Below are 25,438 nucleotides of genomic sequence, written 5' to 3' on the forward strand. Positions count from 1 at the left end.
TGGCGTGATCCAATTTGCGCCACGTTTGGAGCCGGTTCCGGCAACTTTAATCCAGCACGGAATACATAATTAATCATTTAAAATCAGTCGGTTGCTTTCGCACCCTGGGACCGCAGGAGCCAAAAGCAAAGGTCCCGGCGAGCGATTCGCCGGGACCTTTTCCATCAGGTGGATTGTAACAATCCTCACGTTGCCTGCCGGCGCAGGAAGGCCGGGATATCAAGATGGTCGTCTCCCTGTGGCGCCGGCGCAACAGGCGCGGGGCGACCATGGACATCCAAACCTTGCGGCGCGGGCCGGCGGGCATACTCTGATACTGGTTCGCTGGCTGCGATCTGCTGAGCCACGCTGCGCTGCGGCTTGCGCTCGGGCATTGGCGCCATCGCCGGGCCGGTGGTGCGCGCGGCGACCGGCGGCTCGCTCTCCTCGTCGCGACGGCCGAGGCCGACATTGGCAAGGCGCTGCAACAGCGACAGGCGGGTCTTCTGGGTCGGCTCGTCCTCGGTCTCTCGGCCCTGGCGAATCTCGGCCTGGGCCGGCATCGGCAGGTCCTCGAGGCGCGGCATCCGCGGCGCACGCATCGGCGGACGCTCGGCCTGCGGCGGGATGAAGGTTTCCGGCGTCATCGGCTCCTGCATCGCGACGGGGGCTGCTTCCGGCTCGGGGAACAGCGAGGGCTTTTGCGCGATCGGACGCACGGTGACGTCGCCATAGGTCTGGGGCGCCGGGGCCTGCGGCACTTCGGGAGCCACCGCGGCGGCAATCGCAGCCAGCGCAGCGCGCTCGACATTGGGACGCGGCGCCATGGGGGCGGCAGCGACCGGTGAGTGCGCAGCCGGCGGGATCTGCGCCTCCAACCTCTGGGCGCGCTCGGCGAGCCGCTGATTGTCCGCGCGCAGCCGCGCGGTGAGATCGGCGAGCCGGGTTTCAGCCACGGGAGCCGGAGCCTGCGGGGCGGCAACGGCGACGGCCGGTGCGCTCGAGGCCTGGCTGTTGCGGGCGATCGCCGCCTGCTCGATGCCGGTGGCAACGACCGAGACGCGGATCAGGCCGTCGAGGGCTTCGTCGAAGGTGGCGCCGACGATGATGTTGGCGTCCTGGTCGACCTCCTCGCGGATGCGGGTCGCGGCTTCGTCGACCTCGAACAGAGTGAGGTCCTTGCCGCCGGTGATCGAGATCAGGAGGCCCTTGGCACCCTTCATCGAGGAATCGTCGATCAGCGGGTTGGCGATCGCAGCTTCGGCCGCGGTCAGCGCGCGCTTGTCGCCAGAGGCTTCGCCCGTGCCCATCATTGCCTTGCCCATCTCACGCATCACGGCGCGGACGTCGGCGAAGTCGAGGTTGATCAGGCCTTCCTTCACCATCAGGTCGGTGATGCAGGCAACGCCCGAATAGAGCACCTGGTCGGCCATCGCGAAAGCGTCGGCGAAGGTGGTTTTCTCGTTGGCGACCCGGAACAGGTTCTGGTTCGGAATGATCAGGAGCGTATCAACGACCTTGTGCAGCTCGTTGATGCCGGCTTCGGCGGTGCGCATGCGGCGGCCGCCTTCGAAATGGAAAGGCTTGGTCACCACGCCGACGGTGAGGATGCCCATGTCGCGCGCGGTCTTGGCGATCACCGGAGCGGCTCCGGTGCCGGTGCCGCCGCCCATGCCGGCAGTGACGAACACCATGTTGGCGCCCGAGAGATGGTCGCGAAGCTCGTCGATCACCTCTTCCGCAGCGGCCGCGCCGACGTTCGGCTGCGAGCCGGCGCCGAGGCCTTGCGTGACCTGCGTACCCATCTGCACGATGCGCTGCGCCTTCGACATCGTCAGCGCCTGCGCGTCGGTGTTGGCGACCACGAAGTCGACGCCCTGAAGGCCCGCCGTGATCATGTTGTTGACGGCGTTGCCGCCGGCGCCGCCGACGCCAAACACGGTGATCCGCGGCTTCAGTTCGTGAATATCAGGAACGTTGATGCTGATGGTCATGGTTGCCTCTCGATCACGCGCGCGTGGGTTCGCCCCGGCCGGCGGCCGCGGGAGTTGGTGAAAATCCGGGAACGTGGAAACGAGTCATCAGAAGCCCTCGCGAAGCCATCGTCCGACCTTTCCGAAATAACCGCCGGTCCCTGTCTTGGTCTGCCGCGTATGCCGCGGTTCGACATGTTCAAGGTGAACATATTGCGGGTAGACCAGAAGCCCGGCGGGCACCGCGAAGGCGGCGTTCTTCGCCTCATTGGGCAGCCGGCCGAGGCCGAGCGGTCGGCCGATCCGCACGGGACGGCCGAGAATTTGCGTGCCGAGTTCGACGAGCCCGGTGAGCTGCGAGGCGCCGCCCGAGAGCACGACACGGCCCTTGGGCTCGGCCGCGAAGGGCGATTCCTTCAGCTTGTCGCGGACCATCTCGAAGATTTCCTCGGCCCGGTGCTTGACGATGTTGGCGATGGTGGCGCGGGAGACGATCTGCGGCAGATCCTGCTCGTCGCCGGCGGTCGGCACCGACATCAGCTCACGCGAATCCGATCCGCCGGTGATGACCGTGCCATAGAACGTCTTGATTCGCTCGGCGTCGGCGATGGTCGCCGACAGTCCACGCGCCAGGTCCATCGTGATGTGATGACCGCCGACCGCAAAGCCTGCCGCATGCACGAAGCGGCCGCCGGAATAGACGGCGATCGTCGTGGTGCCCGCCCCCATCTCGACGACGGCCGCGCCGAGATCGGCCTCGTCGTCGGTCAGCACGGAGAGGCCGGCGACATAGGGGCTCGCCGCCATGGCTTCGACGTTGATGTGGCAGCGCTCCACCGCCAGCATCAGGTTGCGCGCCACGGTGGCGTCGCAGGTCACGACGTTCATATCGACGCCGAACTGGCGCGCGACCATGCCGCGGGGATCGCGGATGCCCTTGACGCCGTCGAGCGTGTAACCGACGGGGAGCGCGTGCAGCACGGTGCGGCCCTCGCCGGTGGCATGGCGCATGCCGGTAGAGGTGACGCGACTGACGTCGGCCGGCGTGACCGCGCCGCCGCGGATGTCGGCCGCGGCCTCGACCATATGCCCGGCGAGCCTGCCGCCGGAGACCGACAGCAGCACGGATTCGACCCGCACCTTGGCCATCTTCTCCGCAAGCCCGACGGCCTGGCGCACCGCCTGCTCGCATTCGCCGAGATCGATCACCGCGCCGGCCTTCATGCCGCGCGCCTGGATCTGGCTGTAGCCGGTCAATTCCACCGCATGGGTGCGGCCGCGCAGCGCCTCGCTCGGCGCGGACGGCTTCAGCCGCGCGATCATGCAGGCGATCTTGCTGGTGCCGATGTCGAGACAGGCGACGAGCCCGGCGCGCTTATGCGGCATCGGGCGGGTCTTCGGGGTCTGGGTGCGATCGAGACCGGTCATGCGGAATCACCGGCCTTCTTCTTGGACTTCTTGTCCTTGAACAGCTCTTCGCGCGCCTTCGCGGCGTCGTCGGAGAGCTGCACCACGAGACGGTCGGGCAGACGCATGTCGACGGCGACGATGTCCTTGGAGAACAGCTTCTCCTCCTTGTCGAGCTTGGACAGGGCGGCAAGCGCATTGCCGATGTCCTGCTCGGGGAGCCGCACGTCGAGGCCGTCCTTCAGCCGCAGATTCCAGCGGCGCTCGCCGATGAAGATCGCCGCCTTGGTCACCGACTGCACCTGGGGATAGCGCGCGAGCAGCGCGAGGAAATCGCGTGCCTGGGTGGCGGCGCCCTTGCCGACCACGAGCGGCAGAGTCAGGAAGCGGCGCGAAACGTAGGGCTCGAGCACGGCGCCGTCGTCGGCGATCACGGAGAGCCGGCCAGCTTCCTGCCACAGCGCGAACGCCTTGCGCTCGGTGATGTCGATCTGGAGCTGGCCCGGATAGAGCTTCAGCACGGTCGCGTCCGCGATCCAGGGATTGGCCTTCAGCTTGTCGCGCAGGCCGTCGGCATCGAGGAACAGCAGCGAGGAGCGGCCACTGACACCGCCGATGGCGAGGATCTCGTCCTGGCTGAGCTGCTTGCGGCCGTTGATGACGACGGAGGTGATGCGGAAGCCGGCGGAATTGGCCAGCGCATTGCGGGCATCGCTGACCGCGGTGATGAAATCCTGGAGATGGCCGCCCTTGACGATGCCGAGGCCGGTAGCGCCTGCGAGCAGGATGACGGTCAGGCTGATCCCGACCCGGCGCGGCAGGAAGCGTTCGACCAGTGCGACGATGCGCGGCGTCGGCTCCCGCTCCGGAACGGCCTTGGCGCGGGCGCGCTTTTCCTGGAGCTTCTCTTCGCGCCTGTCCTGGCGCTTCCGCTCGACCCACTCGCGCAGAAGCACGACCGCTCCAATAGCGGCCGCCTTCAGGTCAGCTTGGGGCCTCAGCGATCGAAATACCGACCTGGTGAGGTTGCCTGCACCATCCATTGCACGAGCTCGTCAACAGTTAGCCCGCGGAAATTTCGCGGGTTTCTCGCGCCCATGACGTCTCGGACCTGCCGGCCGGGTGGTCTTCAGCAGAAGAAGCCTCTCCCCTTCAAAGCGTTGGCCTGAGACGGGAACACCCGCGACAGCCCTCGCGCCGGCAGCCAAATCGCCATATGCGCCGCCAGCGTTAACCTTCGGACTTCCTGGTAAACAAAAGGTAAACTTCGTTAACGGCTGGAGCTTTTTGCCTCGTCTTGTGAGGCATTTATGCCGCTATCCACGGCATTTTACCGATTTTGGGTTCCAAAACGGGCCGTTTCGCCCGTCCGGCCGTTAACCAACCCTAATTATTTCCGCACGCGCCGTTCGGCGAGCTCGATCAGGTCGCGCAGGAAGTCGACGAACGCGATCCCCTGCGCCTTCAGCGCCTTGGGATAGAGCGAGGACTTGGTGAGGCCCGGCAGCGTGTTGGTCTCGAGATAGACGAGGCCCTTGTCCGACACGATGAAGTCCGACCGGGAATAGCCGGTGCAGGACATCGCGCGATGCGCCCGCATCGCCTGGTCCATCAGCGCGGCCGTGACCTCCGGCGAGAAGCGGCCGGGACAGATCTCCTGGGTCGATGAGAGCAGATACTTTGCGGCGTAGTCGAAATTGCCCTCGCCCGGGATGATCTCGATCGGCGGCAGCGAGATCATCGAGCCGTCCGGCCGCTCCAGCACGCCGCAGGTCGCCTCGATGCCGGCGATGTAGGGCTCGATAACGTACTCTTCGTGCTTCGCAGCGTTGCGGACGGCAACCAGATCCTGCTTGGCGTTGACGAAGATCAGGCCGTAGCTCGAACCATCGCGCGCCGGCTTTGCGATCAGCCTGCCGTATTCGGCAAAAGCGTCGTCGATGTTTTCCAGCGCGATGCCGATCGGCGGCGTCACGCCGCCGAGCGCAGCAAACTGCTTGGCGGCGATCTTGTCGAAAGCGAGATGCGAGGACGCCGAGCCCGATCCGGTGAAGGGCACGCCGCGCGATTCGCACATGACCTGCAATTCGCCGTTCTCGGCACAGCCGCCATGTAGTGCGAGCACCAGCACACGGTTCTCCGCTTTCGCCTGGTCCAGCGCCGCTTCCAGCGCAATGCCGCGCGTGCCCGGAATGAACTCGTCCTCGAAGGGACGGGCGTGTTCGGCGAGTTGCTTCGACTGGACGACGTGCACCTTGTCCTGGACATCCCAGAACCAGAGATCGGCTTCGGGCAACGCCTGCTGCAGGGCCTGCGCGCTTGCGACCGAGACCAGACGTTCCCTGTTGGAACCGCCGAAGAGAATGGTGATGCGCATGTGTTCAGTCACCTTGCTTCTGTCTTTCCGGGGCGATGCGCAGCATCGAACTATGGTGCGCAGTTGCGCACCAGAGAAGCTCGAGATTCCGGGTTGCGCTTCGCGCCCCCGGAATGACTATTAGCTGGGAGCCCCGATCCTTTTGATTTCCCAGTGTAGCTCAATTCCGGAATTCGCCTTCACGCGTTCGCGCACGGTCTCGCCCAGTGTCTCGATGTCGTGGCCGGTCGCATCGCCGGTGTTGATCAGGAAATTGCAGTGCATCTCCGACACCTGCGCGCCGCCGACGCGCAGGCCGCGGCAGCCGGCGGCATCGATCAGCTTCCAGGCGGAGTGGCCGGGCGGATTCTTGAAGGTCGAGCCGCCGGTCTTCTCGCGGATCGGCTGCGCGGTCTCGCGATGGCTTTGCACCTCCGCCATGCGGGCGCGGATCGCCTCCGCATCCTTGATTACCCCATGAAAGCGCGCGGAGGTGAAGATGATCGAGGGATCGACGCCGCTGTTACGATAGACGAACTTCATTTCGGCGTTGGAGAAGGTGTGCTTCACGCCGTCGCGACCGACGCCGGTCGCCTCGATCAGCACGTCCTTGGTCTCGCCGCCATTGGCACCGGCATTCATGCGCAGCGCGCCGCCGATCGTGCCGGGGATGCCGAAGAAGAATTCGAGCCCGCCGATATCGGCGCTGGCCGCCACTTCCGCGACGCGCTTGTCGAGCGCGGCAGCCCCCGCGGCGACGATGTCGCCGCTCGCACTCGCATCGCCAAAGGCGCGCGGCGCAAGACGGATCACGACGCCCGACATGCCGCCGTCGCGCACGATGAGATTCGAGCCGACACCGACGACGTAGACCGGAATGTCGGTTGAGAGATGCGCGAGGAAATAAGCGAGATCGTCCTCATCGGCCGGCGTGAACAACACCTGCGCCGGACCACCGACGCGAAACCAGGTGAGCTCGGCCAGCGACTGGTTCGCCAGCAGCCGCCCGCGCAGGTCAGGCATTGCGGCTTTCAGTTCAGGCGTGATGTCGGGGAAGCTCATGCGAGACCACGCACCTCTTGTAAGTGAGGCACTCTGCCCCCGTTCCCTCCCCCCTTGTGGGGGAGGGCCAGGGAGGGGGGTAACCCCAAGCGACGTCGGAGTTCGTGGCTACCCCTCTCCCGCACCCTCCCCCACAAGGGGGGAGGGAGCGCAGTGTGCCGTGCGGCAACAAAGGAGTTACACAAGACCATCATCACCCCAGCGCCTTCAATTCGCCGGGCAGCGCATACGCCCATTGCGTGATGTTGCCGGCGCCCAGGCACACGACGAGATCGCCTGACTTCGCCACGCCCTTGACGATGCCGGCAAGATCCGGGGATGCCGGCAGCGGGATCACCTGGCGATGGCCGTGGGCGCGCAGGCCGGCGACGAAATGATCGCGATCGATGCCTTCGATCGGCGCCTCGCCGGCGGGATAGACCTCGGCGACGATCACCGCATCCGCATCGTTGAAGCAGGTGCAGAATTCCTCGAACAGCGATTGCAGGCGGGTGAAGCGGTGCGGCTGCACCACGGCGAGGATCTTGCCGTTGGTGGATTCGCGCGCCGCCCTCAGCACCGCCGATATCTCGACGGGATGGTGACCGTAGTCGTCGATCACGGTGATGCCGTTCCACTCGCCGGTCTTGGTGAAGCGACGCTTCACGCCGCCGAAGGTGGCCATCGCCTGGCGGATCGCCTCGTCAGAGACGCCGAGCTCATGCGCCACCGCGATTGCGGCCGTGGCGTTGGAGGCGTTGTGACGTCCCGGCATCGGCAGCGTGAGATCCGCGATCTCATGCACGGCGCAGCTCTTGCGATCGCGGATCGCGACCTTGAATTTCGATCCGCCGCCCATCGGCGTGAGATCGACGAGCCGCGCATCGGCCTGCGGGTTCTCGCCATAGGTGATGATGCGGCGATCCTCGATCTTGCCGACCAGGCTCTGCACGGTCGGATGATCGATGCACATCACGGCAAAGCCGTAGAACGGCAGGTTCTCGACGAAGTTTCGGAACGCGTCCTGCACGGCTTCGAACGTCTTGAAGTGATCGAGATGCTCGGGGTCGACATTGGTGACGATCGCGACATCGGTCGGCAGCTTCAGGAACGTGCCGTCGCTCTCGTCCGCTTCCACCACCATCCAATCACCGGCACCCAAGCGCGCATTCGAGCCATAGGCATTGATGATGCCGCCGTTGATCACGGTCGGATCGAGGTCGCCGGCATCGAGCAGCGTTGCGACCATCGTCGTGGTGGTAGTCTTGCCATGGGTGCCGGCGATCGCGACGCAGCTCTTCAGCCGCATCAATTCGGCCAGCATCTCGGCGCGGCGCACCACGGGAATGCGTTGCGCGCGCGCCGCCATCAATTCCGGATTGTCGCGCTTGATCGCGGAGGAGACCACCACGACGTCGGCGCCGTCGACATTCTCGGCCTTGTGGCCGACCGAGACCTTTGCGCCCTTCTTGCGCAGCCGCTCGAGATTGTAATTGTCGGAGGCGTCCGAGCCCTGCACGGTGTAGCCGAGATTGACCAGCACCTCGGCAATGCCGCTCATGCCGATGCCGCCGATCCCGACGAAGTGGATGGGTCCGATCCCGCGCGGCAGTCTCATGATGTGTTCCCTGACCTCGTCGCCTAGCGAAGGCGGCATCTGGGTGATGTCACGGCCAAATCAGCCGCGCGCCTCTGGTACTGGATGCCCCGCTTTAGAAGGCGAAGACAAGGGCTTTTTCGCGTCAGAGTCCGGCGACCTTAACCACCAGATCGGCCAGCCGCTCGGCGGCATCGAGCCGGCCGGCGCCGCGGGCAGCCTCGGCCATGGCGGCAAGCCGCGCGGGCTCGGCGGCGAAAGCAGAGATCTCGGCGGCCAGCCGGTCCGAGGTGAACTCGGTCTGCGGGATGCGCAGGCCGCCGTTCACCTGGGCGAGCACGCCGGCATTGGCGAACTGGTCCTGGTCGATCGAGCCGGGCAGCGGTACCAGGATCGAGGGTCGCCCGATCGCGGCGAGCTCGGCGACCGTGCCGGCGCCCGAGCGCGACACCACCAGATGATTGGACGCAAGCCGCGCCGGTAAATCCGTGAAGAACGGCGCGAGCTCGGCATTGATCTTGAGCTTGTCGTAGACCGCGCGCACCCGCGTCATGTCCTCATCGCGGACCTGCTGGGTGAGGATCAGCCGGCTCCAGATCGCAGGCTCGAGCCGCTCGATCGCGCCCGGCACGATGTCGGCCATGATGCGCGCGCCCTGGCTGCCGCCAACGACGAGCAGGCGAAGCGGACCGTTCGGCTCCGGCGGCGCGTACTTCACCGCGGCGGCCGCAAGGACCGCCGGACGCATCGGGGTGCCGACCGTCGTGGTCTTCGGCGCCAGCGCAGGATCGCGATCGAGCACACCCGGCAAGGACGTCGCGATCGCGCGGACATGGCGCGCCAGGAAACGGTTGGCGCGGCCCAGCACGGCATTCGCATCGTGGATGATGCCGGGCACGCCGGCGAGTTTTGCTGCGATCAATGGCGGCAGCGTCGGATAGCCGCCGAAGCCGACGACCGCGACCGGCCTCGATCGGCGCATGAGGTTGAAGGCGGACAACGTGCCGGTGGCGAGGGTGAAGCCGGCATGGGCAAGCTGAATTGGATTGCGGCCGCGCGCGGTCTCGCTGGCCACGACGTCGATCATGTCCGTGCTGAACAGCCCGCTGTAGCGGAGCGCACGCGCGTCCGTGACGAGACGCACGCGAAAACCGCGCCGGATCAATTCGACGCCGAGCGCTTCGGCCGGGAACAGATGACCGCCGGTGCCGCCCGCAGCGAGAAGAATCAGGGGGGAAGTGTTCATGACGGGCTCTTTTACAGGCAGTCAGCCATCATGGCGAGCCAGTCACGGTGTTCGTGCCTCGGGCGCAGCGCAGCGCGCCGCTCCTTCGCGGCGTGGTGCGCTGCTGAACCGGGGCCCATGGTTGCGACGTTCTGGGTCCCGGATCTGCGCTTCGCTTGTCCGGGACACGAGAGTCTTCACGCGTAGCTGCGCATCGCCTCGGCGTGGCCGATCGACTCGACCTCGGTGCGCGGACGCAGCCGTGTCAGTGCCAGCATCATGCCGACGCCATATGCGAGCGTCACGATCGAGGAGCCACCATAGGAGATGAACGGCAGCGTCATGCCCTTGGCCGGGATGAGCTGAAGATTGACCGACATGTTGATCGCGGCCTGCACGCCGAACAGGATGGCAAGGCCGGAGGCGGCGAAGCGCGAGAACACGTCCTCATTGGCATAGGCGCGCGACAGCGTGCGGATGACGATGAAGGCGAACAACGCCAGCATCGCAAGGCACAGGATGATGCCGAACTCTTCGGCGGCGACCGCGAAGACGAAGTCGGTGTGGCTGTCCGGCAGGCTGCGCTTGGCGATGCCCTCGCCCGGCCCCAAGCCGAACCAGCCGCCGTTGTAGAAGGCTTCCATCGCGGTATCGACCTGGAAGGTGTCGCCGGAAGCCGGATTCATGAAGCGCTTGATGCGACCTGCAACGTGCGGGACGAAGAGATAGGCGCTGAACAGGCCGGCGGAGGCGGCGCCCGCGAGCCCGAACACCCAGATCATCCGCATGCCGGCGATGAAGAACAGCGCGCCCCACACCATCAGGATCAGCATGGTCTGGCCGAAATCGGGCTCCATCACGAGGAGCGAGACCAGCATCAAAAGCAGCACCAGCGCCATCGAGGTGGCTGGCATCTCCGGGCGCTTGGTCGATTCCGCGAACAGCCAGGCGGCGATGACGACGAAGGACGGCTTTGCGGCCTCGGAGGCCTGGATGTTGACGCCGAGCAGTGTGATCCAGCGCCGCGAGCCCTTCACCTCGGGACCGATGGCGAGCGTCACCACGATCAGGATGATGCTGATCGCGAAGATGATCAGCGCGCTACGCCGGATCGCACGTGGCGACAGAAACGACACGCCGATCAGCACCATGAAGGACGGCAGCAGAAACATCACGTGCCGGCTGAAGAAGTGGAAGGGATCAAGCCCGATGCGGGTCGCAACCGGCGGGCTCGCCGCCAGCGACAGGATCACCCCGGTGAGCATCAGCGCCAGGATGACACCGAGCAGCGGCTTGTCGACGGTCCACCACCACTCGGAAAAGGGGGTGCGTTCTTCACGGGAGAGCATGGGCGGCCGACTTTCGGACAAAGATCAGCCCATTGGTCGCCGAGGTTGGTTTACGCGGGGTTAATGGGATTGATGAAGTTGTGAAGAGTCTCGTGCCCGGACGCAGCGCAGCGCTCTTGCGGTGCGCTGCAGAGCCGGGGCCCATTGTGGCTCCTGGGTCCCGGCTCGCGCTACGCGCGTCCGGGACACGAGGGCCCTACACCACCGGCTTCACGCCCGGCAGCGCCTGGACCAGCTCGCGGAACCTGGCGCCGCGGATCTCGAAATTGCGGTACTGGTCGAAGGAGGCGCATGCGGGTGAGAGCAGCACGACGGCCTCGCCGAGGCCTGATGCTTCCGCATCGCGCGCGGCGTGCTCGACGGCGACGTCCAGCGTCTGGCTGATCTCGTGCGGCACCTGGCTGCCAAGCGTGCCCGAAAACTCCTGCGCGGCCTCGCCGATCAGATAGGCTTTTCGGATGCGCGGGAAGAAGCCCGTGAGGCTGGTGATGCCGCCCATCTTCGGCTTGCCGCCGGCGATCCAGAAGATGTCGGCAAAGGACGACAGCGCATGCGCGGCAGCGTCCGCGTTGGTGCCCTTGGAGTCGTTGACGAACAGCACGTTGCCACGGCGGCCGACCTGCTCCATGCGATGCGCAAGGCCGGGGAAGCTGCGCAGGCCGTTCTGCAGGACATCGAGACTGATACCCATGGCGAGCGCGGCGGCGGAGGCGCAGGCCGCGTTCTGCGCATTGTGCAGGCCGCGCAGCGAACCGATGCCGCCGAGCTTCGCGACCTCGCTGCGGGCGCCGCCCGAGGCGCGCAGAACCGTGCCGTGCTCGACATAGATGCCGGAGGCGACCGGATTCCTGACTGAGATGCGCACCACGTTCTTGCCGGCGCGGTCGAGCCGGTCTGCGATGTCGCGGCACCAGCCGTCATCGACGCCGACGATCGAGGTGCCGCCTGCTTGCACGCCGGCAACCAGTCGTTCCTTCACCGCGGCATAGTGCTGGATGGTGCCGTGGCGGTCGATGTGGTCCTCGCTGACATTGAGCAGAATGCCTACGGAGGGATCGAGCGATGGCGTGAGGTCGATCTGGTAGGAGGACAGCTCAACGACATGGACGCGGCCCATGCGCGGCGGCTCCAGCGACAGAATCGCGGTGCCGATATTGCCGCCCATCTGGGTGTCGTAGCCGGCAACCTTGGTGAGATGCGCGATCAACGCGGTCGTCGTCGACTTGCCGTTGGTGCCGGTGATGGCGACGAACGGCGCGTTCGGTGCGTGGCGCCGCCGCTCGCGGCAGAACAGCTCGATGTCGCCGATCACCTCGACGCCGGCCTCGCGCGCCCTCAAGACGCTCCAGTGCGGCGCAGGGTGGGTGAGCGGCACGCCAGGCGCGAGCACGAGTGCCGAAAAATTCGCCCAGGATACGCTGCGCAGATCGGCGGTGATGAAGCCTTCCTGCGCCGCCTTGGCGAGATTGTCGGCACTGTCGTCGCCGGCGATCACCTCGGCGCCGCCGGCCTTCAGGGCGTGACAGCTTGCAAGGCCCGAGCCGCCGAGGCCGAAGACTGCGACCGTCTTGCCGGCGAAGGAGGTGACCGGGATCATAGCCCCACTCCCGTCATTCCGGACGGCGCGTAGCGGCGATCCGGAATCTCGAGATTCCGGGTTCTCGCTTCGCCAGCCCCGGAATGACGGAAAAAATGAAGTACCGCCATCACCACTACCGCAGCTTCAGCGTGGAGAGGCCGGCGAGCGCAAGCATCACCGAGATGATCCAGAAGCGGATCACGATCTGCGGCTCGGTCCAGCCGAGCTGCTCGAAATGGTGATGGATCGGCGCCATCTTGAAGATGCGTTTTCCCGTCAGCTTGAACGAGACGACCTGCACGATCACCGAGACCGCCTCCAGCACGAACAGGCCGCCGATCACGGCGAGCACGATCTCGTGCTTCACCGCGACCGCGATCGAGCCGAGCATGCCGCCGAGCGCCAGCGAGCCGGTGTCGCCCATGAAGATCGAGGCCGGCGGCGCGTTGAACCAGAGGAAGCCGAGGCCCGCGCCCAATAGCGCACCACAGAGCACCGCGAGCTCGCCGGTGCCCGCAACATATTTGATCTGGAGGTAATCGGCGAACACGGCGTTGCCGGCCAGATAGGCGATCATTGCAAAGCTCGCGGTCGCGATCATCACCGGCACGATGGCGAGGCCGTCGAGACCGTCGGTCAGGTTCACCGCATTGCCGGCGCCGACGATGACGAAGGCGCCGAAGATCACGAAGAACCAGCCGAAATGCAGCACGACGTCCTTGAAGAAGGGAATCGCGAGCGCGGTGGAGGAGGGATCGCGGTTGAGCCGCACCAGCGCGTAGCAGGCGACCAGTGCGATGATCGCCTCGATCAGCAGGCGAAGCTTGCCGCCGAACCCGCTCGTCGTCTGCTTGGTCACCTTCAGGTAATCGTCATAGAAGCCGACGAAGCCAAAGCCGAGCGTTACCGCGAGCACGATCCAGACATAGGGGTTGAGCGGGTTGGCCCACAGCACCGTGCCGACCGTGAGGCCGGACAGGATCATCAGCCCGCCCATGGTGGGCGTGCCCTTCTTGCTGAGATGCGATTGCGGGCCATCTTCCCGGATCGGCTGGCCCTTGCCCTGGCGAATGCGCAAATGATCGATGATCCACGGCCCGAACAGGAACACGAACAGCGCGCCGGTGACGACGGCACCGCCGGTGCGGAACGTGATGTAGCGGAAGACGTTCAGCAGGGTGCGAAACGCACCAAAACTCGGAAATGTGTTGGAGAGCTCGATCAGCCAGTAAAACATTCAGACAGTCCTATGCCGCCTCTTCGCGTGCGGCCTTGCCGGAAAGCGCATGCGCCGGCTTTCATCATGTGGTCGGGCGACCCTCAAAAACCGGACGGCCGGAATGGCGGGATCAGACACGGCGCTTATCCAGTTTACGCCTTTGCCTGCAACGCGGCCACTAGCCCCGGCACAAACTTGTTGACCCAGAACATCTTCTTGCTGCCCTTGACAACCACGACATCGCCTGCCTTCAGCACGTCCGCCACATCTCGCGGGGCCAGCGTGGCTGGGTCGTCATGCCAGCCAAGGCCCTTGGCCGGCGGCAGCTTCTGGTAGAGATGATGCATCAAGGGACCGACGCAGTAGACGCCGTCGATGCCATCGAGATGCTTTGCAAGATTCACGTGATAGGACGGCGCGTCAGTTCCCAGCTCGAGCATGTCGCCGATCACGGCGATGCGGCGACCACTGGTCATGTGGCGCGCTTTGAGGCTTTCCAGGGCCGCGGCCATGCTGGCCGGGTTGCCGTTGAAGCTGTCGTCGATCACGGTGACGCCGCCGACGGTCTGCTCGATGCCGCGGCCGGTCATGATGCCGACGCCATCGAGCCTTGCCGCGAGTGCGGCCGCATCGAGATGGGCCGCGTCGATTGAGGCCAGCGCGGCCAGCGCGTTGTGGACACGATGCGGCGCGCCGGGCGTGAGACTGAAGTCGATCTCCTTGCCGCCGACCAGCGTACCCACCTGCCAGCTTTCGCCCTGCGGCGTGTGCCTGAGCTCGCGCACCTCGGTGCCGTCGCCGAAGCGGATGACCTTGCCGCGCCATTCGGGTGCGGCGATATCGGCCGGTAGCACCAGCACGCCCTCGTCGGGCAGGCCCAGCGCGATCGAGACCTTCTCGCGCCGGATCGCTTCGAGCGAGCCGAGCTTTTCCAGATGCACCGGCTGCACGTTGACGACCAGCGCAACCGTCGGCTGCGTCAGCCCGCTCAGCCGCGCGATCTCGCCGGTCTGGTTCATGCCCATCTCGACGACCCAGAGGCTCGCATCAGGCCTCGCATTGCACAGCGTCAGGGGCACACCCCAGAAATTGTTGAAGCTCGACGGGCTCGCATAGGCGTTCGGATAGGCCGCGAGATATTCCTTGGTGCTGGTCTTTCCGGCGCTTCCCGTGAGCCCGATCACCGGCCCCTTGAAACGGGCGCGGGCGGCGCGCGCGAGGCCCCAGAGGCCGTCGATCAACGTGTCCTTGACGACAAGCTGGGGAATGCGGATTCCCGCGATCTCATGCGGCACGATCATCGCGGCCGCACCCGAGGCTTCCGCCTTGTCCGCGAACTCCCAGCCGTCCCGCGCGCTGGCAAAGGCCGAGATGAAGCCGCCGCTCGGCGTGCCGCTCAGCGCGACGAACAAGCTGCCCGGCTTCACCAGGCGGCTGTCCTGAGTGACGAAGTCGATGGCCGTGTCGGGGAACGATCCCGCGATCCCCAGCGCGCGCGCGACCTCGGCAATTGTCCACAATGGCGCGCTCATGAAACCCTCGTCGCTAGTGCGGCGGCGACCGCCTCGTGATCGCTGAACGGCAGCACATCGCCGCCGATGATCTGCCCGGTCTCGTGGCCCTTGCCGGCAATCAGCAGCGCATCGCCCGGCTCGAGTTCCTCGATTGCAGCGCGGATCGCCGCTGCGCGATCACCAATCTCTTTCGCGCCTTTTGCGGCGCTAAGGATCGCGGCGCGAATGGCTTCCGGTTTTTCGCTGCGCGGATTGTCGTCGGTGATGATGACGCCGTCGGCATTCTCCGCCGCGATCGCGCCCATGATCGGGCGCTTGCCGGCATCGCGATCGCCGCCGGCGCCGAACACGACGATCAGCTTCCGCTTCGCATAGGGCCGCAGCGCCTGAAGCGCCTTGACCAGTGCGTCCGGCTTGTGCGCGTAGTCGACGAAGATCGGCGCGCCGTTGCGCTCGCCGACGAGCTCGAGCCGACCCTTGGCGCCTTCGAGACGTTCGAGGCTCGCAAACACGCCTCCCGCATCGCTGCCGGTGCCGATCGCAAGGCCAGCGGCAACCAGCGCGTTCTCGATCTGGAACGCGCCGACCAGCGGCAGCCTGATCGAATATTTCTTGCCGCGATGCTCGATTGCGAGCTGCTGCGAAAAGCCCTCGACCTCAGCATCGACGAGGCGGATGCCCTCGCCTGCCCCGTCGCCGTTGCGGCCGACCGCCATCACGCACAAGCCGCGCGACCTCGCAGCCTCGATCGCCTCAGCCGAGCAATCATGGTCGGCGGAGATCACGGCCGCGCCGCCAGGTGCGACCAGATCGCGGAACAGCCGCAGCTTCGCAGCAAGATAATGCGCGACGGTCGGATGATAATCCATGTGGTCGCGCGAGAGATTGGTGAAGCCGCCGGCCGCGACGCGCACGCCGTCGAGGCGGTATTGATCGAGCCCGTGCGAGGACGCTTCGAAGGCAAGATGCGTGACGCCATCGCGCGCGATCTCATCGAGCTGCCGATGCAGGGCGATCGGATCGGGCGTCGTCAGCGAACCGTAGACCGTACGCTTCGGCGAGACCAGGCCGATGGTCCCGATGCTGGCGGAGACGTGGCCGAGCAGCTCCCAGATCTGCCGCGTGAACGCTGCGACCGAGGTCTTGCCGCTGGTGCCGGTCACTGCCGCGATGGTCGCGGGCTGGGCAGGGAAGAATTTTGCCGCCGCCAGCGCCAGCGCACGGCGGGGATTGGAGACCGCGATGAACGGCACGTTGCAATTGGGCGGCGCATGGTCGCCGACGACGGCGACGGCGCCTGCGGCAACGGCAGCATCGATGAAGCGCGCGCCGTCGGTCTTGCTGCCCGCAAGCGCGAAAAAGAGATCGCCTGGCTTGACCGTGCGGCTGTCGAGCGCAAGCCCCTTCACCTCGAGCGCCGCGACGGCGGGCTCGATTGCGGCATCATTGCCCAGAAAATCCTGACCTAAGAGGTCGCGCAGTTTCATGGCCTTACAGTCGAGATACCAAGCCGGATCCGGGCCGACTCGGGACAGCCTGGGTACGGCTTACTGGGTTGTCCTGGATGCTGCAAGAATAAGGCGGTCGGACGGCGGCAGGTCAAAACGAGGCTCGATGCCCAGGAGCGGCGCGATACGGGCGATGATCTTACCCCCCGTCGGCACAGCATTAAAGCCCGACGTAATGAAGCCATACGTCTCCGGCAGCGGCTGTGGCTCGTCCAGCATGACCAGAATCTGATATTTCGGATTATCAGATGGCATGATCGCGGTGAATGAGTTGAGCACGCGCTTCTTGGCATAGCGGCCGTTGATGACCTTCTCGGACGTGCCGGTCTTGCCGCCGATATAGTAGCCGGGAACATCGGCCTTCTTGGCGGTGCCTATCTCGGCGTTGAGCCGCATCAGATAGCGCATCTTGTCGGAGGTCTCGGGCTTGATCACGCGCTTGGCCATCGCCGCCGCTTCTTCTTCGCTGCGCTTCAGGAACGTCGGAGGAATCAGGTTGCCGCCATTCATCAGGGCGTTGATGCCCATCACCGCTTGTAGAGGCGCCACGGACAGGCCTTGACCGAACGCGATGGTGACTGTGTTCAACTCACCCCAACGGCGCGGCACCAGCGGAGCCGCGCTCTCTGGCAACTCGGTGCGCAGCCGCGTCAACTGGCCCATTTTGGCCAGGAACGCCTTATGCGCCTCGACGCCCTGACCAAGTGCGATCCGCGCGGCGCCGATATTGGAGGAGTAGGTGAACACTTCCTTGGTGTTGATGAAGCGACCAAGCATGTGGCTGTCATGGATGGTGAACTTGCCGTAGTGCAGATTTCCCCGTGCGTCCCACGACGAGTTCAGGTTGATCTTGCCGGAATCAAGCGCCATTGCCAGTGTGAACGCCTTGAAAGTCGATCCCATCTCATAGACGCCGGTGGTCAGACGATTGATACGCTCGGGGTCGTGGGCTTCTTTCGGATTGTTGGGATCGAAGTCCGGCAGCGAGACCATCGCCACGATTTCGCCGGTCTTGACGTTGGAGATGATGCCCGAGGCCGCCTTGGCGTGGAACTTCTCCTTCGCCTTCAACAGCTCGTCACGCAGCGCGTGCTCGACGCGCAAGTCCACCGACAGCTCGATCGGCTTTTGCAGACGGTCAGTGGCGAAGCCCGCGCGATGGAGGTCGGCGAGCCCGTTATTGTCGAGCCACTTCTCCATGCCGGCGATGCCCTGGTTGTCGATATTGACGAGACCAATGAGGTGGGCGACCTCGTTGCCGGTCGGATAGACGCGCTTGTTCTCGCGCAGGAACCCGATGCCGGGAATGCCGAGCTTGTGGATTTCCTGCTGCTGCTTCGGTGTGATCTCGCGCTTCAGCCAGACGAAACCCTTTCGCGAGGACAGCCGCTCGCGCACCTCGGCCTCGTCGAGGTCGGACACGGTGGCGGTCAGGAGTTCGATCGCCTCGTCCTTGTCGATGATGCGGCGCGGCTCGCCGAACAGGCTCGGCGCCTTGACGTCGGTGGCAAGGATCTCGCCGTTGCGGTCGACGATGTCGGGCCGCGCGGTCGCAACCACGTCCTGCGCGCCGCCGCGGCGGGCGCTGTGGACGTCGGCACCGATGGCGAACATCACGAGACGGCCGCCGATCAGGAGGTAGACCGAGGCGAAGGCAAGCATCGCCAGGCCGACCCGCGCGCGCGCCTTCGCCGCGCGATCGACGTTACGCCCGTAGAGCAGGCTGCGGATCAGCCGCTGACGCCAAGGCTCACTTGACCGTTCGACAGGCTTTGCGGGTTTGCCCGGAGTGACAGCGCTCATTGCTTGTCCTCCGGCTGCGGCACCGAGCCCGTGACCGTGTCGGCGTCGGTTGCAGCTTCGATGGTGTTGATCATGGCGCCGATCGGATCGGGCTCACCCGGCTTGACCAGCCGCGGCGGACGGTCCGGCAGGTTCTTCAGCTGATCGTATTGCGTGCCATTGACGGGCTTGAGCGGCAGATGCCGCTCGGCAAGTCCTTGCAGCCGCAGCGGCGCATCGAGCTTGGACCATTCGGAGCGCAGCGCGGCGATGGCATCACGCTGCTCGCGGATGTCGGCATGCAGCCGCAGCACCCGCTCGGTGCGGGCGGTGGATTCCATCTTGATCCGGTAGACATAGGCCGCGGCGAAGATCAGCGCGCCGATGACGAAGAGGTGAATGATGCGCATGCGCTAGCCACCCCTCATGACGTCGGAAAGGCTCGGCCAGGACGATGACTCGCCTTCGGCATGCGCGGCAGAAGCGGTCCGCTCTGCGGCGCGCAGCTTCGCGGAACGCGCGCGCGGATTGTGCGCGACCTCCGCCTCGCCGGCAACGACCGGACGCCGCGTCAGAAGCTGGAAGCTCGGCGGCACCTGTGCGACCTCGGGCAGGTGCCGCGAGCCGCCGCCGGTCTTGGCGCGTTCGCTGAGGAAATTCTTGACGATGCGGTCTTCCAGCGAATGGAAGGACACCACGACCAGCCGCCCACCGGGCCGCAGCACACGTTCGGCAGCCGCGAGAGCGGTCTGAAGCTCTTCGAGCTCTTCATTGACGAAGATGCGCAGGCCCTGGAACGTCCGCGTCGCCGGATGGATATCGCCGGGCTTCGAGCGCACGACCCTTGCAACGAGATCGGCGAGCGCGCGCGTGGTCGTGATCGGCGCTTCCTGGCGCGCCGCGACGATGGTGCGCGCGACCTTGCGCGAATGCCGCTCCTCGCCGAAGAGATAGATGATGTCGGCGAGATCGCTCTCGGACGCCTTTGCGACCACATCCGCGGCCGTCGGCCCCGACTGCCCCATCCGCATGTCGAGGGGACCTTCGAGCCGGAACGAGAAGCCGCGGCCGGCCTGGTCGAGCTGCATCGAGGAGACGCCGACGTCCATGACGACACCGTCGACGCGGTCGACGCCTTGCGCGTCGCAGACCTCGGCGAGATTCGAGAAGCGGTCTTCGACAAGCGTCAGGCGCCCGCCAGACCGGTCGACCAGGTCAAAGCCACCGGCGATCGCCGTGCGATCGCGATCGATGCCGATGACACGGGTTCCCGGCACATCCAGGATGGCACGGCTATAGCCGCCGCCACCGAAGGTCGCATCGACATAGACGCCGCCCTCGCGCGGCGCGAGATGCTCGATCGCCTCGCGGCCGAGAACGGGAATGTGGGCGGCCGAACTCATGCACCCGGCTCGCAAGCGGTGCGGGCGAGATCGATGGTTAACGCGCCCATCACGTCTCGAATTGTTCCGCTTCGCGGCGGTTCCACGACTCAACCCCTGTACGGCACGTTCGCCCAGCCCGGCGGTCCCAGGCTGCAGACCCTGTTTTCCGCATGGAATTTGTCGGGCAGCCATGGGATTTCGAACAAAAGACGCGTTGGCCGCCTCCGGACGCGGGGCGGCTCTTCACCTCTCAGTAACGGCCCTTAGCGTTAAGAAAGCGTTGCTGGTTCGATTACAAGTCAAAAAGGTAAAATCAGTGGTGATGCGTCATCCACACACACCCGACAAAATGCGCCCGTTAACCGAAGCCTGCGATTGCGCGGCCGCAAGGGTAAAGGAATAGTAAGTGAAGGGCTTGAAGCGCCCGCCGCTCCCGTCCGATTGAGCCTCATAATGTCGTCCGGTTCGTCCGCGTCATCAGGATCTGATTCGAAACGTCAACGCGTGCTCCCGGTTCCCAAGGCCGCGGCGAGCGTGCGGACGTTCGATCCCGATTCCTCCATCGTCTCTGACATCATCCCCTCGCCGAATCATGGCGAGCGTAACAAGGGCCGGCTGCCGGACATGATCCTGCTGCACTACACCGGCATGCCCGATGTCGAGGGCGCGCTGGCGCGGCTGTGCACGGCGGGCACCGAGGTCTCGGCTCACTATGTCGTGCTCGAGGACGGCCGCATCGTGCAATGCGTGCCGGAGAGCAAGCGCGCCTGGCACGCCGGCGTCTCGTCATGGGCGGGCGAGGACGACGTCAATTCCTGCTCGATCGGCATCGAGATCGTCAATCGCGGCCATGACTGGGGCTATCCGGAGTTTCCGCTGCGCCAGATCGCCGCCGTGATCGCGCTGTGCCGCGGCATCATGCTTCGCCGCAAGGTAGCGCCGCACCGGGTGCTCGCCCATTCCGATGTCGCGCCCGCGCGCAAGAAGGATCCCGGCGAGAAATTCCCGTGGCACTCGCTGGCCAATTCCGGCGTCGGCCACTGGGTGACGCCGGCGCCGATCGTGCGCGGCGAAAGCCTGATGCTCGGCACCATCAGCGACGAGGTGCTGAGCCTGCAGCAGGCGCTCGCCAAATACGGCTATGGCGTCCCGTTGACCGGCAAGTACGATGCGACGACGATGGAGGTCGTCACCGCATTCCAGCGCCACTTCCGCCCGGCGCGGCTGGACGGCGTCGTCGATCACTCGACGCTATCGACATTGCAGGCGCTGCTGGCGAGCTTGCCGCAAGAGGGAACGACCCTCGCCGCAAAATGACGGCGCAAGCCACATGCGCCGTCATTGCGAGCGCAGCGAAGCGACGCAGTAGACCCTCACCCTGAGGAGCGCGCTCTTCGCGCGCGTCGCGAACGGCGAGGCCACCGGCCGGGCCTTCATCCTTCGAGACGCGCGTTCCGCGCTCCTCAGGATGAGGGACTGACTATCTCATTTCCTTCACCCGTCGCGCATACAGCCTCCGCAGCGGCTCGAGCTGCGTCGCCGCCGTCGCCGCGGCATACGCCTCGCGCGCCTCCTCCTTCCGGCCGAGCCGTCGCAGCAAATCGGCGCGCACCGCGGGCAGCAGTTCATAGCCGTCGAGCCCGCCGCGCGCTGCGATCGCGTCGACGAGATCGAGCGCGCGTGCGGGGCCGTCGACCATGGACACGGCCGCAGCATGGTTGAGCTCGATCACCGGCGACGGGTTGATCCGTAGCAGCACTTCGTAGAGCCCGGCGATCTGCGGCCAGTCAGTCTCCTCATAGCTCGGCGCCCGCGCATGGAGCGCGGCAATCGCCGCCTGCACGGCGTAGGGCTGCGGTCGGCCGGGCACGGACAGCGCATCGTCGATCAGGTGCAAGCCTTCCTCGATCTGCACACGATCCCACAGCGTACGGTCCTGCTCTTCCAGCAGCACGATGTCGCCGGCCGACGTCTCGCGTCCGGCGCGGCGCGCATCGTGCAGCAGCATCAGGGACAGCAGGCCCTTGATGCCGGCACGATCAGGCATCAGGCGGTCGAGCAATCGGCCGAGCCGGATCGCCTCGACCGCAAGATCAGGCCGCATCAGGTCTGCACCTGACGTCGCGACATAGCCTTCGGTGAAGACGAGGTAGATCACGGCGAGCACGCCGTTGAGGCGCAGCTCCAGCGCGTCGCGCTCGGGCACCTCGTAGGGAATGCCGGCGAGCCTGATCTTCTGCTTGGCACGAACGAGACGTTGCCCCATCGCCTCCTCGCTGACGAGAAAGGCGCGCGCGACCTGCGCCGTGGTGAGCCCGCACACCGTGCGCAGCGTCAGCGCGACTTGCACTTCCGGCGCAAACGCGGGATGGCAGCAGGTGAAGATCAGCCGCAGCACGTCGTCGTCGAGAATGGCGCCCGGCTCGTCGGAGACCTGCGCGTTGAGTTCGAGCTCATGGACGAGCTGTTGCTGCTTGCCGCGAAATGCGACCTGGCGGCGAACGCGGTCGATCGCCTTGTTGCGCCCGACATTGACGAGCCAGGCGCGCGGATTATCGGGGACATCGTGCGAAGACCAGCGCTCCAGCGCGACCGCAAAGGCATCCTGGAGCGCGTCCTCGGCGAGATCGAAATCGCCAACGAGGCGGATCAGCGTGGCCAGCGCCCGCCCCGCCTCGTCGCGGAAGATCTTGTCGATGTCGGTGGACGAGATCACTTGTAGATCATGACCGGCCTGACTTCGATCGACCCATCCCGGGCTCCGGGAATCCGCGCAGCCAGTGCAACGGCGGCGTCGAGATCCTTGGCTTCGACCAGATAGTAGCCACCGAGTTGCTCGCGCGTCTCAGCGAACGGACCATCGGTGGTCAGGGTCTTGCCGTCGCGAACGCGCACGGTGGTCGCCGTCGTGGTCGGCTGCAGCCCGTCGCCGGCCTTGAAATGGCCGCTCTGGATGATGGACTGCGTGTAGACGCCATACTCAGCCGACATCTTCTGCCGGTCCTCGGGCGTCATCTTGGTCAGTTCAGCTTCGTTCCGATAAATCAGCAGCAAATACTGCATTGCTCACTCCTGTTGCTCGGCTTGATCGCCTACATCCAGTCGAACGGGGCCAGCACCAAACGACATCTTCGGGATCTTTTTTTGCACGCCGTCGATGTCGATGGCCGGGATCACTTGTAGATCATGACGGGTCTGACTTCGATCGACCCGTCCCTGGCTCCGGGAATCCGCGCAGCCATTGCGATTGCGGCGTCGAGATCCTTGGCGTCGACGAGATAGTAGCCGCCGAGTTGCTCGCGGGTCTCCGCGAACGGACCATCGGTCGTTAGGATCTTGCCCTCGCGAACGCGAACGGTGGTCGCCGTCGTGGTCGGCTGCAGCCCGTCGCCGGCCTTGAAATTGCCGCTCTGAACGATGGACTGGGTATACGCACCGTACTCCGCCAACAGCTTCTGGTAGTCCGCAGGGTCCATCCTGCTCTGTTGAGCTTCGTTCCGGTAGATCAGCAGCAGATACTGCATCGCTCACTCCTGTTGTTCGGCTGGATCGCCGACATCCGGTCGAACGGGGCTCACGGCCAACGACATCTTCAGGATAAATTATTTTCGTCGCCGCGTGCGCGGCGATATCGCCTTGACGAAACCGTCATAAATGCCCATTGCGTACACCGTCAGTCGGCCGGACGGCCGCTCCGGCAAGTGTCGAAAGGCCGCCGGGGAGGAAAGTCCGGGCTCCCTTGACATGCGGTGCCGGATAACGTCCGGCGGGGGCGACCCCAGGGAAAGTGCCACAGAGAACGAACCGCCTCGCTTCGCCTTCGGGCCTGGTGGGGCAAGGGTGAAAAGGTGCGGTAAGAGCGCACCGCGGTTCCGGCAACGGAGCCGGCATGGCAAACCCCACCGGGAGCAAAACCGAATAGGGACGGCTTAAGCGGGCTGTTCGCGCAAGCGATAACGCCGCGGGGCGATGTCAGGCCCGCCGTCCGGGTAGGTTGCTCGAGGCAATGTGCAAACATTGTCCCAGAGGAATGGCCGTCACGTATCGCCTGCGCAAGCAGGCGGTGCCCTACAGAACCCGGCTTACAGGCCGGCTGATGCTCTAAAGCGTTTTCGAGCGAAGTGGTTTTCCGGTTCGCGAAGAAAAAGCGTCTTACTAAGGAAGCAACGAGGGGTTCGATGCTGACCGCATCGGGCCCCTCACCATTTCATGACGCTGTCATTCCGGGGCTCTCGCTTCGCGAGCCCCGGAATGACGATCGTGGGCTACGCCACGATCTTCTCGAGCACCGCCATCAGCGCCTCCGGCGCCGTGACGTTCGGCGCGTGGCTGGCATCGAGCTCGAAATAGCGCCAGCCGGCCTCGCTCTTCGTGCGCCTGGCAAACTGCCCGAACACGTTCCCTGGCGGAATGCGCGTGCAGTAGATGTAGCTGCGCGGCATCGACGGCTCGCCATGTCCAAGCTTCAGCTTCGTCTCGAAGCATTTGACCGGCATGTTGACACGGCCCGCGTTGAGCCAGTCGAGATCGGCTTGCGGCGTATCCGGCGGCGGCGGATTGGGCGGGATGCGGTAGCCGTCGCCTGCGGCGGCGGCTTTTCGCATCGGCTCGCGCCCCTGCTCATTCAGATCGAACAGCGACTGGCCATCGCGCGGCACGAAGGCGTCGAGATAGATCAGTTGCGTGATGCGGTCGCGGGCGCGATCGGCAACGCCGGTTGCGACCATGCCGCCATAGCTGTGGCCGAGCAGCACGATGTCGCTGAGGTCCTCGAACCTGATGACGTTGAGGATGTCCTGGATATGCGTCTCCAGGTCGATCGAGGGATTTGCAAGATGCGACCGCTCGCCGAGGCCGGTGTAGGTCGGCGCCACCAGACGATGGCCCGCCTGCGCCATCAGCGGATGCATTTTCTTCCAGGCCCACCCGCCGGACCAGGCGCCATGACAGAGCAGGAAGGTTTTGGGCGCGCGTGCGGTCATCGGCGTTTCCATCGTTTCTTGTTCGGTGCGATGGAGTGTAGCGGCCGACCGCGCGATGTAAACGTCGCGACGCGCTCAGGCAGCGCGCGCTGCGGGTTTGGCCTTGACGAGCACCGGTGCGAACTGGCTGGCTTCGCGCCGTCGCTTGGCCTCCTCAAAGCCGTGCATGCCGACCTGCCATTGCAGTCCCACGATGGCGCCCTTGGTCGGCTGCAACAAAGCGAGCGAAGCGAACAGCGTCACCGGCAGCCACACGGCCAATTGCAGCCAGACCGGCGGTGCATAAGCCGTCTCGATCGCGAGGATCGCCGGCACCACGAGATGGCCGACCACGACGATCACGAGATAGGCGGGAAGATCGTCGGCGCGGTGGTGAAAGAGCTCCTCGCCGCAGACGTCACAGCTGTCGGCGACTTTCAGGAAGCGCTTGAACACATGGCCCTCGCCGCAATGCGGACACCTGCCGCAAGAGCCCCGCCACATCGCCTTCGCCAGAGAGACTGAACCCGTCACCATGAGAACACCTCTTTCTTTTCGATCCA

At 65.5% G+C, this 25,438-nt stretch carries 21 protein-coding genes and 1 other RNA gene; 2 read left to right on the plus strand and 20 right to left on the minus strand.

Annotated elements, in window-relative coordinates:
• Window positions 1-185: 185 nt before the first annotated feature.
• The 15 genes from ftsZ to rsmH form a co-directional block, all read right to left on the minus strand.
• Window positions 186-1,973 carry a cell division protein FtsZ gene (gene ftsZ, locus NLM33_RS19100; RefSeq protein WP_254097586.1) on the minus strand — a complete coding sequence of 596 codons (1,788 nt, stop codon included), beginning with the start codon at window positions 1,971-1,973 and terminating at the stop codon, window positions 186-188.
• A gap of 87 nt (window positions 1,974-2,060) precedes the next feature.
• The gene (gene ftsA / locus NLM33_RS19105; protein WP_254097588.1) at window positions 2,061-3,380 is read right to left on the minus strand and encodes a cell division protein FtsA; all 1,320 of its coding nucleotides are present in this window, start codon (window positions 3,378-3,380) and stop codon (window positions 2,061-2,063) included.
• Entirely contained in the window at window positions 3,377-4,402 is a 1,026-nt protein-coding gene (locus NLM33_RS19110; RefSeq protein ID WP_254097590.1) for a cell division protein FtsQ/DivIB, read from the minus strand. Before NLM33_RS19110 ends, ftsA begins: the two co-directional genes overlap by 4 nt.
• A 347-nt stretch (window positions 4,403-4,749) precedes the next feature.
• Entirely contained in the window at window positions 4,750-5,736 is a 987-nt protein-coding gene (locus tag NLM33_RS19115; RefSeq protein WP_254097591.1) for a D-alanine--D-alanine ligase, read from the minus strand.
• A gap of 120 nt (window positions 5,737-5,856) precedes the next feature.
• The gene (murB, locus tag NLM33_RS19120) at window positions 5,857-6,777 is read right to left on the minus strand and encodes a UDP-N-acetylmuramate dehydrogenase (RefSeq protein ID WP_254097593.1); all 921 of its coding nucleotides are present in this window, start codon (window positions 6,775-6,777) and stop codon (window positions 5,857-5,859) included.
• A gap of 193 nt (window positions 6,778-6,970) precedes the next feature.
• The gene (murC, locus tag NLM33_RS19125; RefSeq protein WP_254097595.1) at window positions 6,971-8,374 is read right to left on the minus strand and encodes a UDP-N-acetylmuramate--L-alanine ligase; all 1,404 of its coding nucleotides are present in this window, start codon (window positions 8,372-8,374) and stop codon (window positions 6,971-6,973) included.
• Between the two features lie 124 nt (window positions 8,375-8,498).
• Window positions 8,499-9,599: an undecaprenyldiphospho-muramoylpentapeptide beta-N-acetylglucosaminyltransferase gene (gene murG, locus NLM33_RS19130; protein ID WP_254097597.1), complete on the minus strand. Its 1,101-nt coding sequence runs from the start codon at window positions 9,597-9,599 to the stop codon at window positions 8,499-8,501.
• A gap of 176 nt (window positions 9,600-9,775) precedes the next feature.
• Complete coding sequence (gene ftsW, locus NLM33_RS19135) at window positions 9,776-10,927, minus strand: putative lipid II flippase FtsW (protein WP_254097599.1); 1,152 nt, start codon at window positions 10,925-10,927, stop codon at window positions 9,776-9,778.
• Window positions 10,928-11,123: 196 nt separating this feature from the next.
• The gene (murD, locus tag NLM33_RS19140; protein WP_254097601.1) at window positions 11,124-12,524 is read right to left on the minus strand and encodes a UDP-N-acetylmuramoyl-L-alanine--D-glutamate ligase; all 1,401 of its coding nucleotides are present in this window, start codon (window positions 12,522-12,524) and stop codon (window positions 11,124-11,126) included.
• A 115-nt stretch (window positions 12,525-12,639) separates the two neighbouring features.
• A complete protein-coding gene (gene mraY / locus NLM33_RS19145; protein ID WP_254097603.1) occupies window positions 12,640-13,743 on the minus strand; it encodes a phospho-N-acetylmuramoyl-pentapeptide-transferase in 1,104 nt (367 codons plus the stop codon).
• 134 nt (window positions 13,744-13,877) lie between these two features.
• Window positions 13,878-15,257 (minus strand): UDP-N-acetylmuramoyl-tripeptide--D-alanyl-D-alanine ligase, encoded by a 1,380-nt coding sequence (murF, locus tag NLM33_RS19150; RefSeq protein ID WP_254097605.1) that lies wholly within the window; start codon window positions 15,255-15,257, stop codon window positions 13,878-13,880.
• Entirely contained in the window at window positions 15,254-16,726 is a 1,473-nt protein-coding gene (locus NLM33_RS19155; RefSeq protein WP_254097607.1) for a UDP-N-acetylmuramoyl-L-alanyl-D-glutamate--2,6-diaminopimelate ligase, read from the minus strand. The genes murF and NLM33_RS19155 overlap by 4 nt, the downstream gene beginning before the upstream one ends.
• Window positions 16,727-16,786: 60 nt before the next feature.
• Window positions 16,787-18,550, minus strand: coding sequence for a penicillin-binding protein 2 (locus NLM33_RS19160; RefSeq protein WP_254097609.1), 1,764 nt, complete (start codon window positions 18,548-18,550; stop codon window positions 16,787-16,789).
• Complete coding sequence (locus NLM33_RS19165; protein ID WP_254097611.1) at window positions 18,547-18,939, minus strand: hypothetical protein; 393 nt, start codon at window positions 18,937-18,939, stop codon at window positions 18,547-18,549. The genes NLM33_RS19160 and NLM33_RS19165 overlap by 4 nt, the downstream gene beginning before the upstream one ends.
• Before the next feature lie 3 nt (window positions 18,940-18,942).
• Window positions 18,943-19,932 carry a 16S rRNA (cytosine(1402)-N(4))-methyltransferase RsmH gene (rsmH, locus tag NLM33_RS19170; RefSeq protein ID WP_254097613.1) on the minus strand — a complete coding sequence of 330 codons (990 nt, stop codon included), beginning with the start codon at window positions 19,930-19,932 and terminating at the stop codon, window positions 18,943-18,945.
• A gap of 435 nt (window positions 19,933-20,367) precedes the next feature.
• Here rsmH and NLM33_RS19175 point away from each other — a divergent pair, with 435 nt between their 5' ends.
• A complete protein-coding gene (locus NLM33_RS19175) occupies window positions 20,368-21,231 on the plus strand; it encodes an N-acetylmuramoyl-L-alanine amidase (protein WP_254097615.1) in 864 nt (287 codons plus the stop codon).
• A 163-nt stretch (window positions 21,232-21,394) separates the two neighbouring features.
• On the opposite strand, the gene NLM33_RS19180 is transcribed toward NLM33_RS19175, so the two are convergent.
• The 3 genes from NLM33_RS19180 to NLM33_RS19190 all read right to left on the minus strand — a co-directional run bounded on the left by NLM33_RS19180 (window position 21,395) and on the right by NLM33_RS19190 (window position 23,438).
• Window positions 21,395-22,630, minus strand: coding sequence for an RNA polymerase sigma factor (locus NLM33_RS19180; protein ID WP_371929968.1), 1,236 nt, complete (start codon window positions 22,628-22,630; stop codon window positions 21,395-21,397).
• A complete protein-coding gene (locus NLM33_RS19185; protein WP_254097617.1) occupies window positions 22,627-22,977 on the minus strand; it encodes a YciI family protein in 351 nt (116 codons plus the stop codon). The genes NLM33_RS19180 and NLM33_RS19185 overlap by 4 nt, the downstream gene beginning before the upstream one ends.
• A gap of 110 nt (window positions 22,978-23,087) precedes the next feature.
• Complete coding sequence (locus tag NLM33_RS19190) at window positions 23,088-23,438, minus strand: YciI family protein (protein WP_254097619.1); 351 nt, start codon at window positions 23,436-23,438, stop codon at window positions 23,088-23,090.
• 149 nt (window positions 23,439-23,587) lie between these two features.
• Between NLM33_RS19190 and rnpB the strand changes: the two genes are divergently transcribed.
• Window positions 23,588-24,015: RNase P RNA component class A (rnpB, locus tag NLM33_RS19195), an RNA gene on the plus strand.
• A gap of 164 nt (window positions 24,016-24,179) precedes the next feature.
• Here rnpB and NLM33_RS19200 read toward each other — a convergent pair.
• Window positions 24,180-24,896 carry an alpha/beta fold hydrolase gene (locus NLM33_RS19200; RefSeq protein WP_254097621.1) on the minus strand — a complete coding sequence of 239 codons (717 nt, stop codon included), beginning with the start codon at window positions 24,894-24,896 and terminating at the stop codon, window positions 24,180-24,182.
• A gap of 75 nt (window positions 24,897-24,971) precedes the next feature.
• On the minus strand, window positions 24,972-25,412 hold the full coding sequence (locus NLM33_RS19205; RefSeq protein WP_254097623.1) for a DUF983 domain-containing protein: 441 nt from the start codon (window positions 25,410-25,412) through the stop codon (window positions 24,972-24,974).
• Window positions 25,413-25,438 lie beyond the last annotated feature (26 nt).

The sequence above is a fragment of the Bradyrhizobium sp. CCGUVB1N3 genome, from assembly GCF_024199925.1.
GTDB lineage: Bacteria > Pseudomonadota > Alphaproteobacteria > Rhizobiales > Xanthobacteraceae > Bradyrhizobium.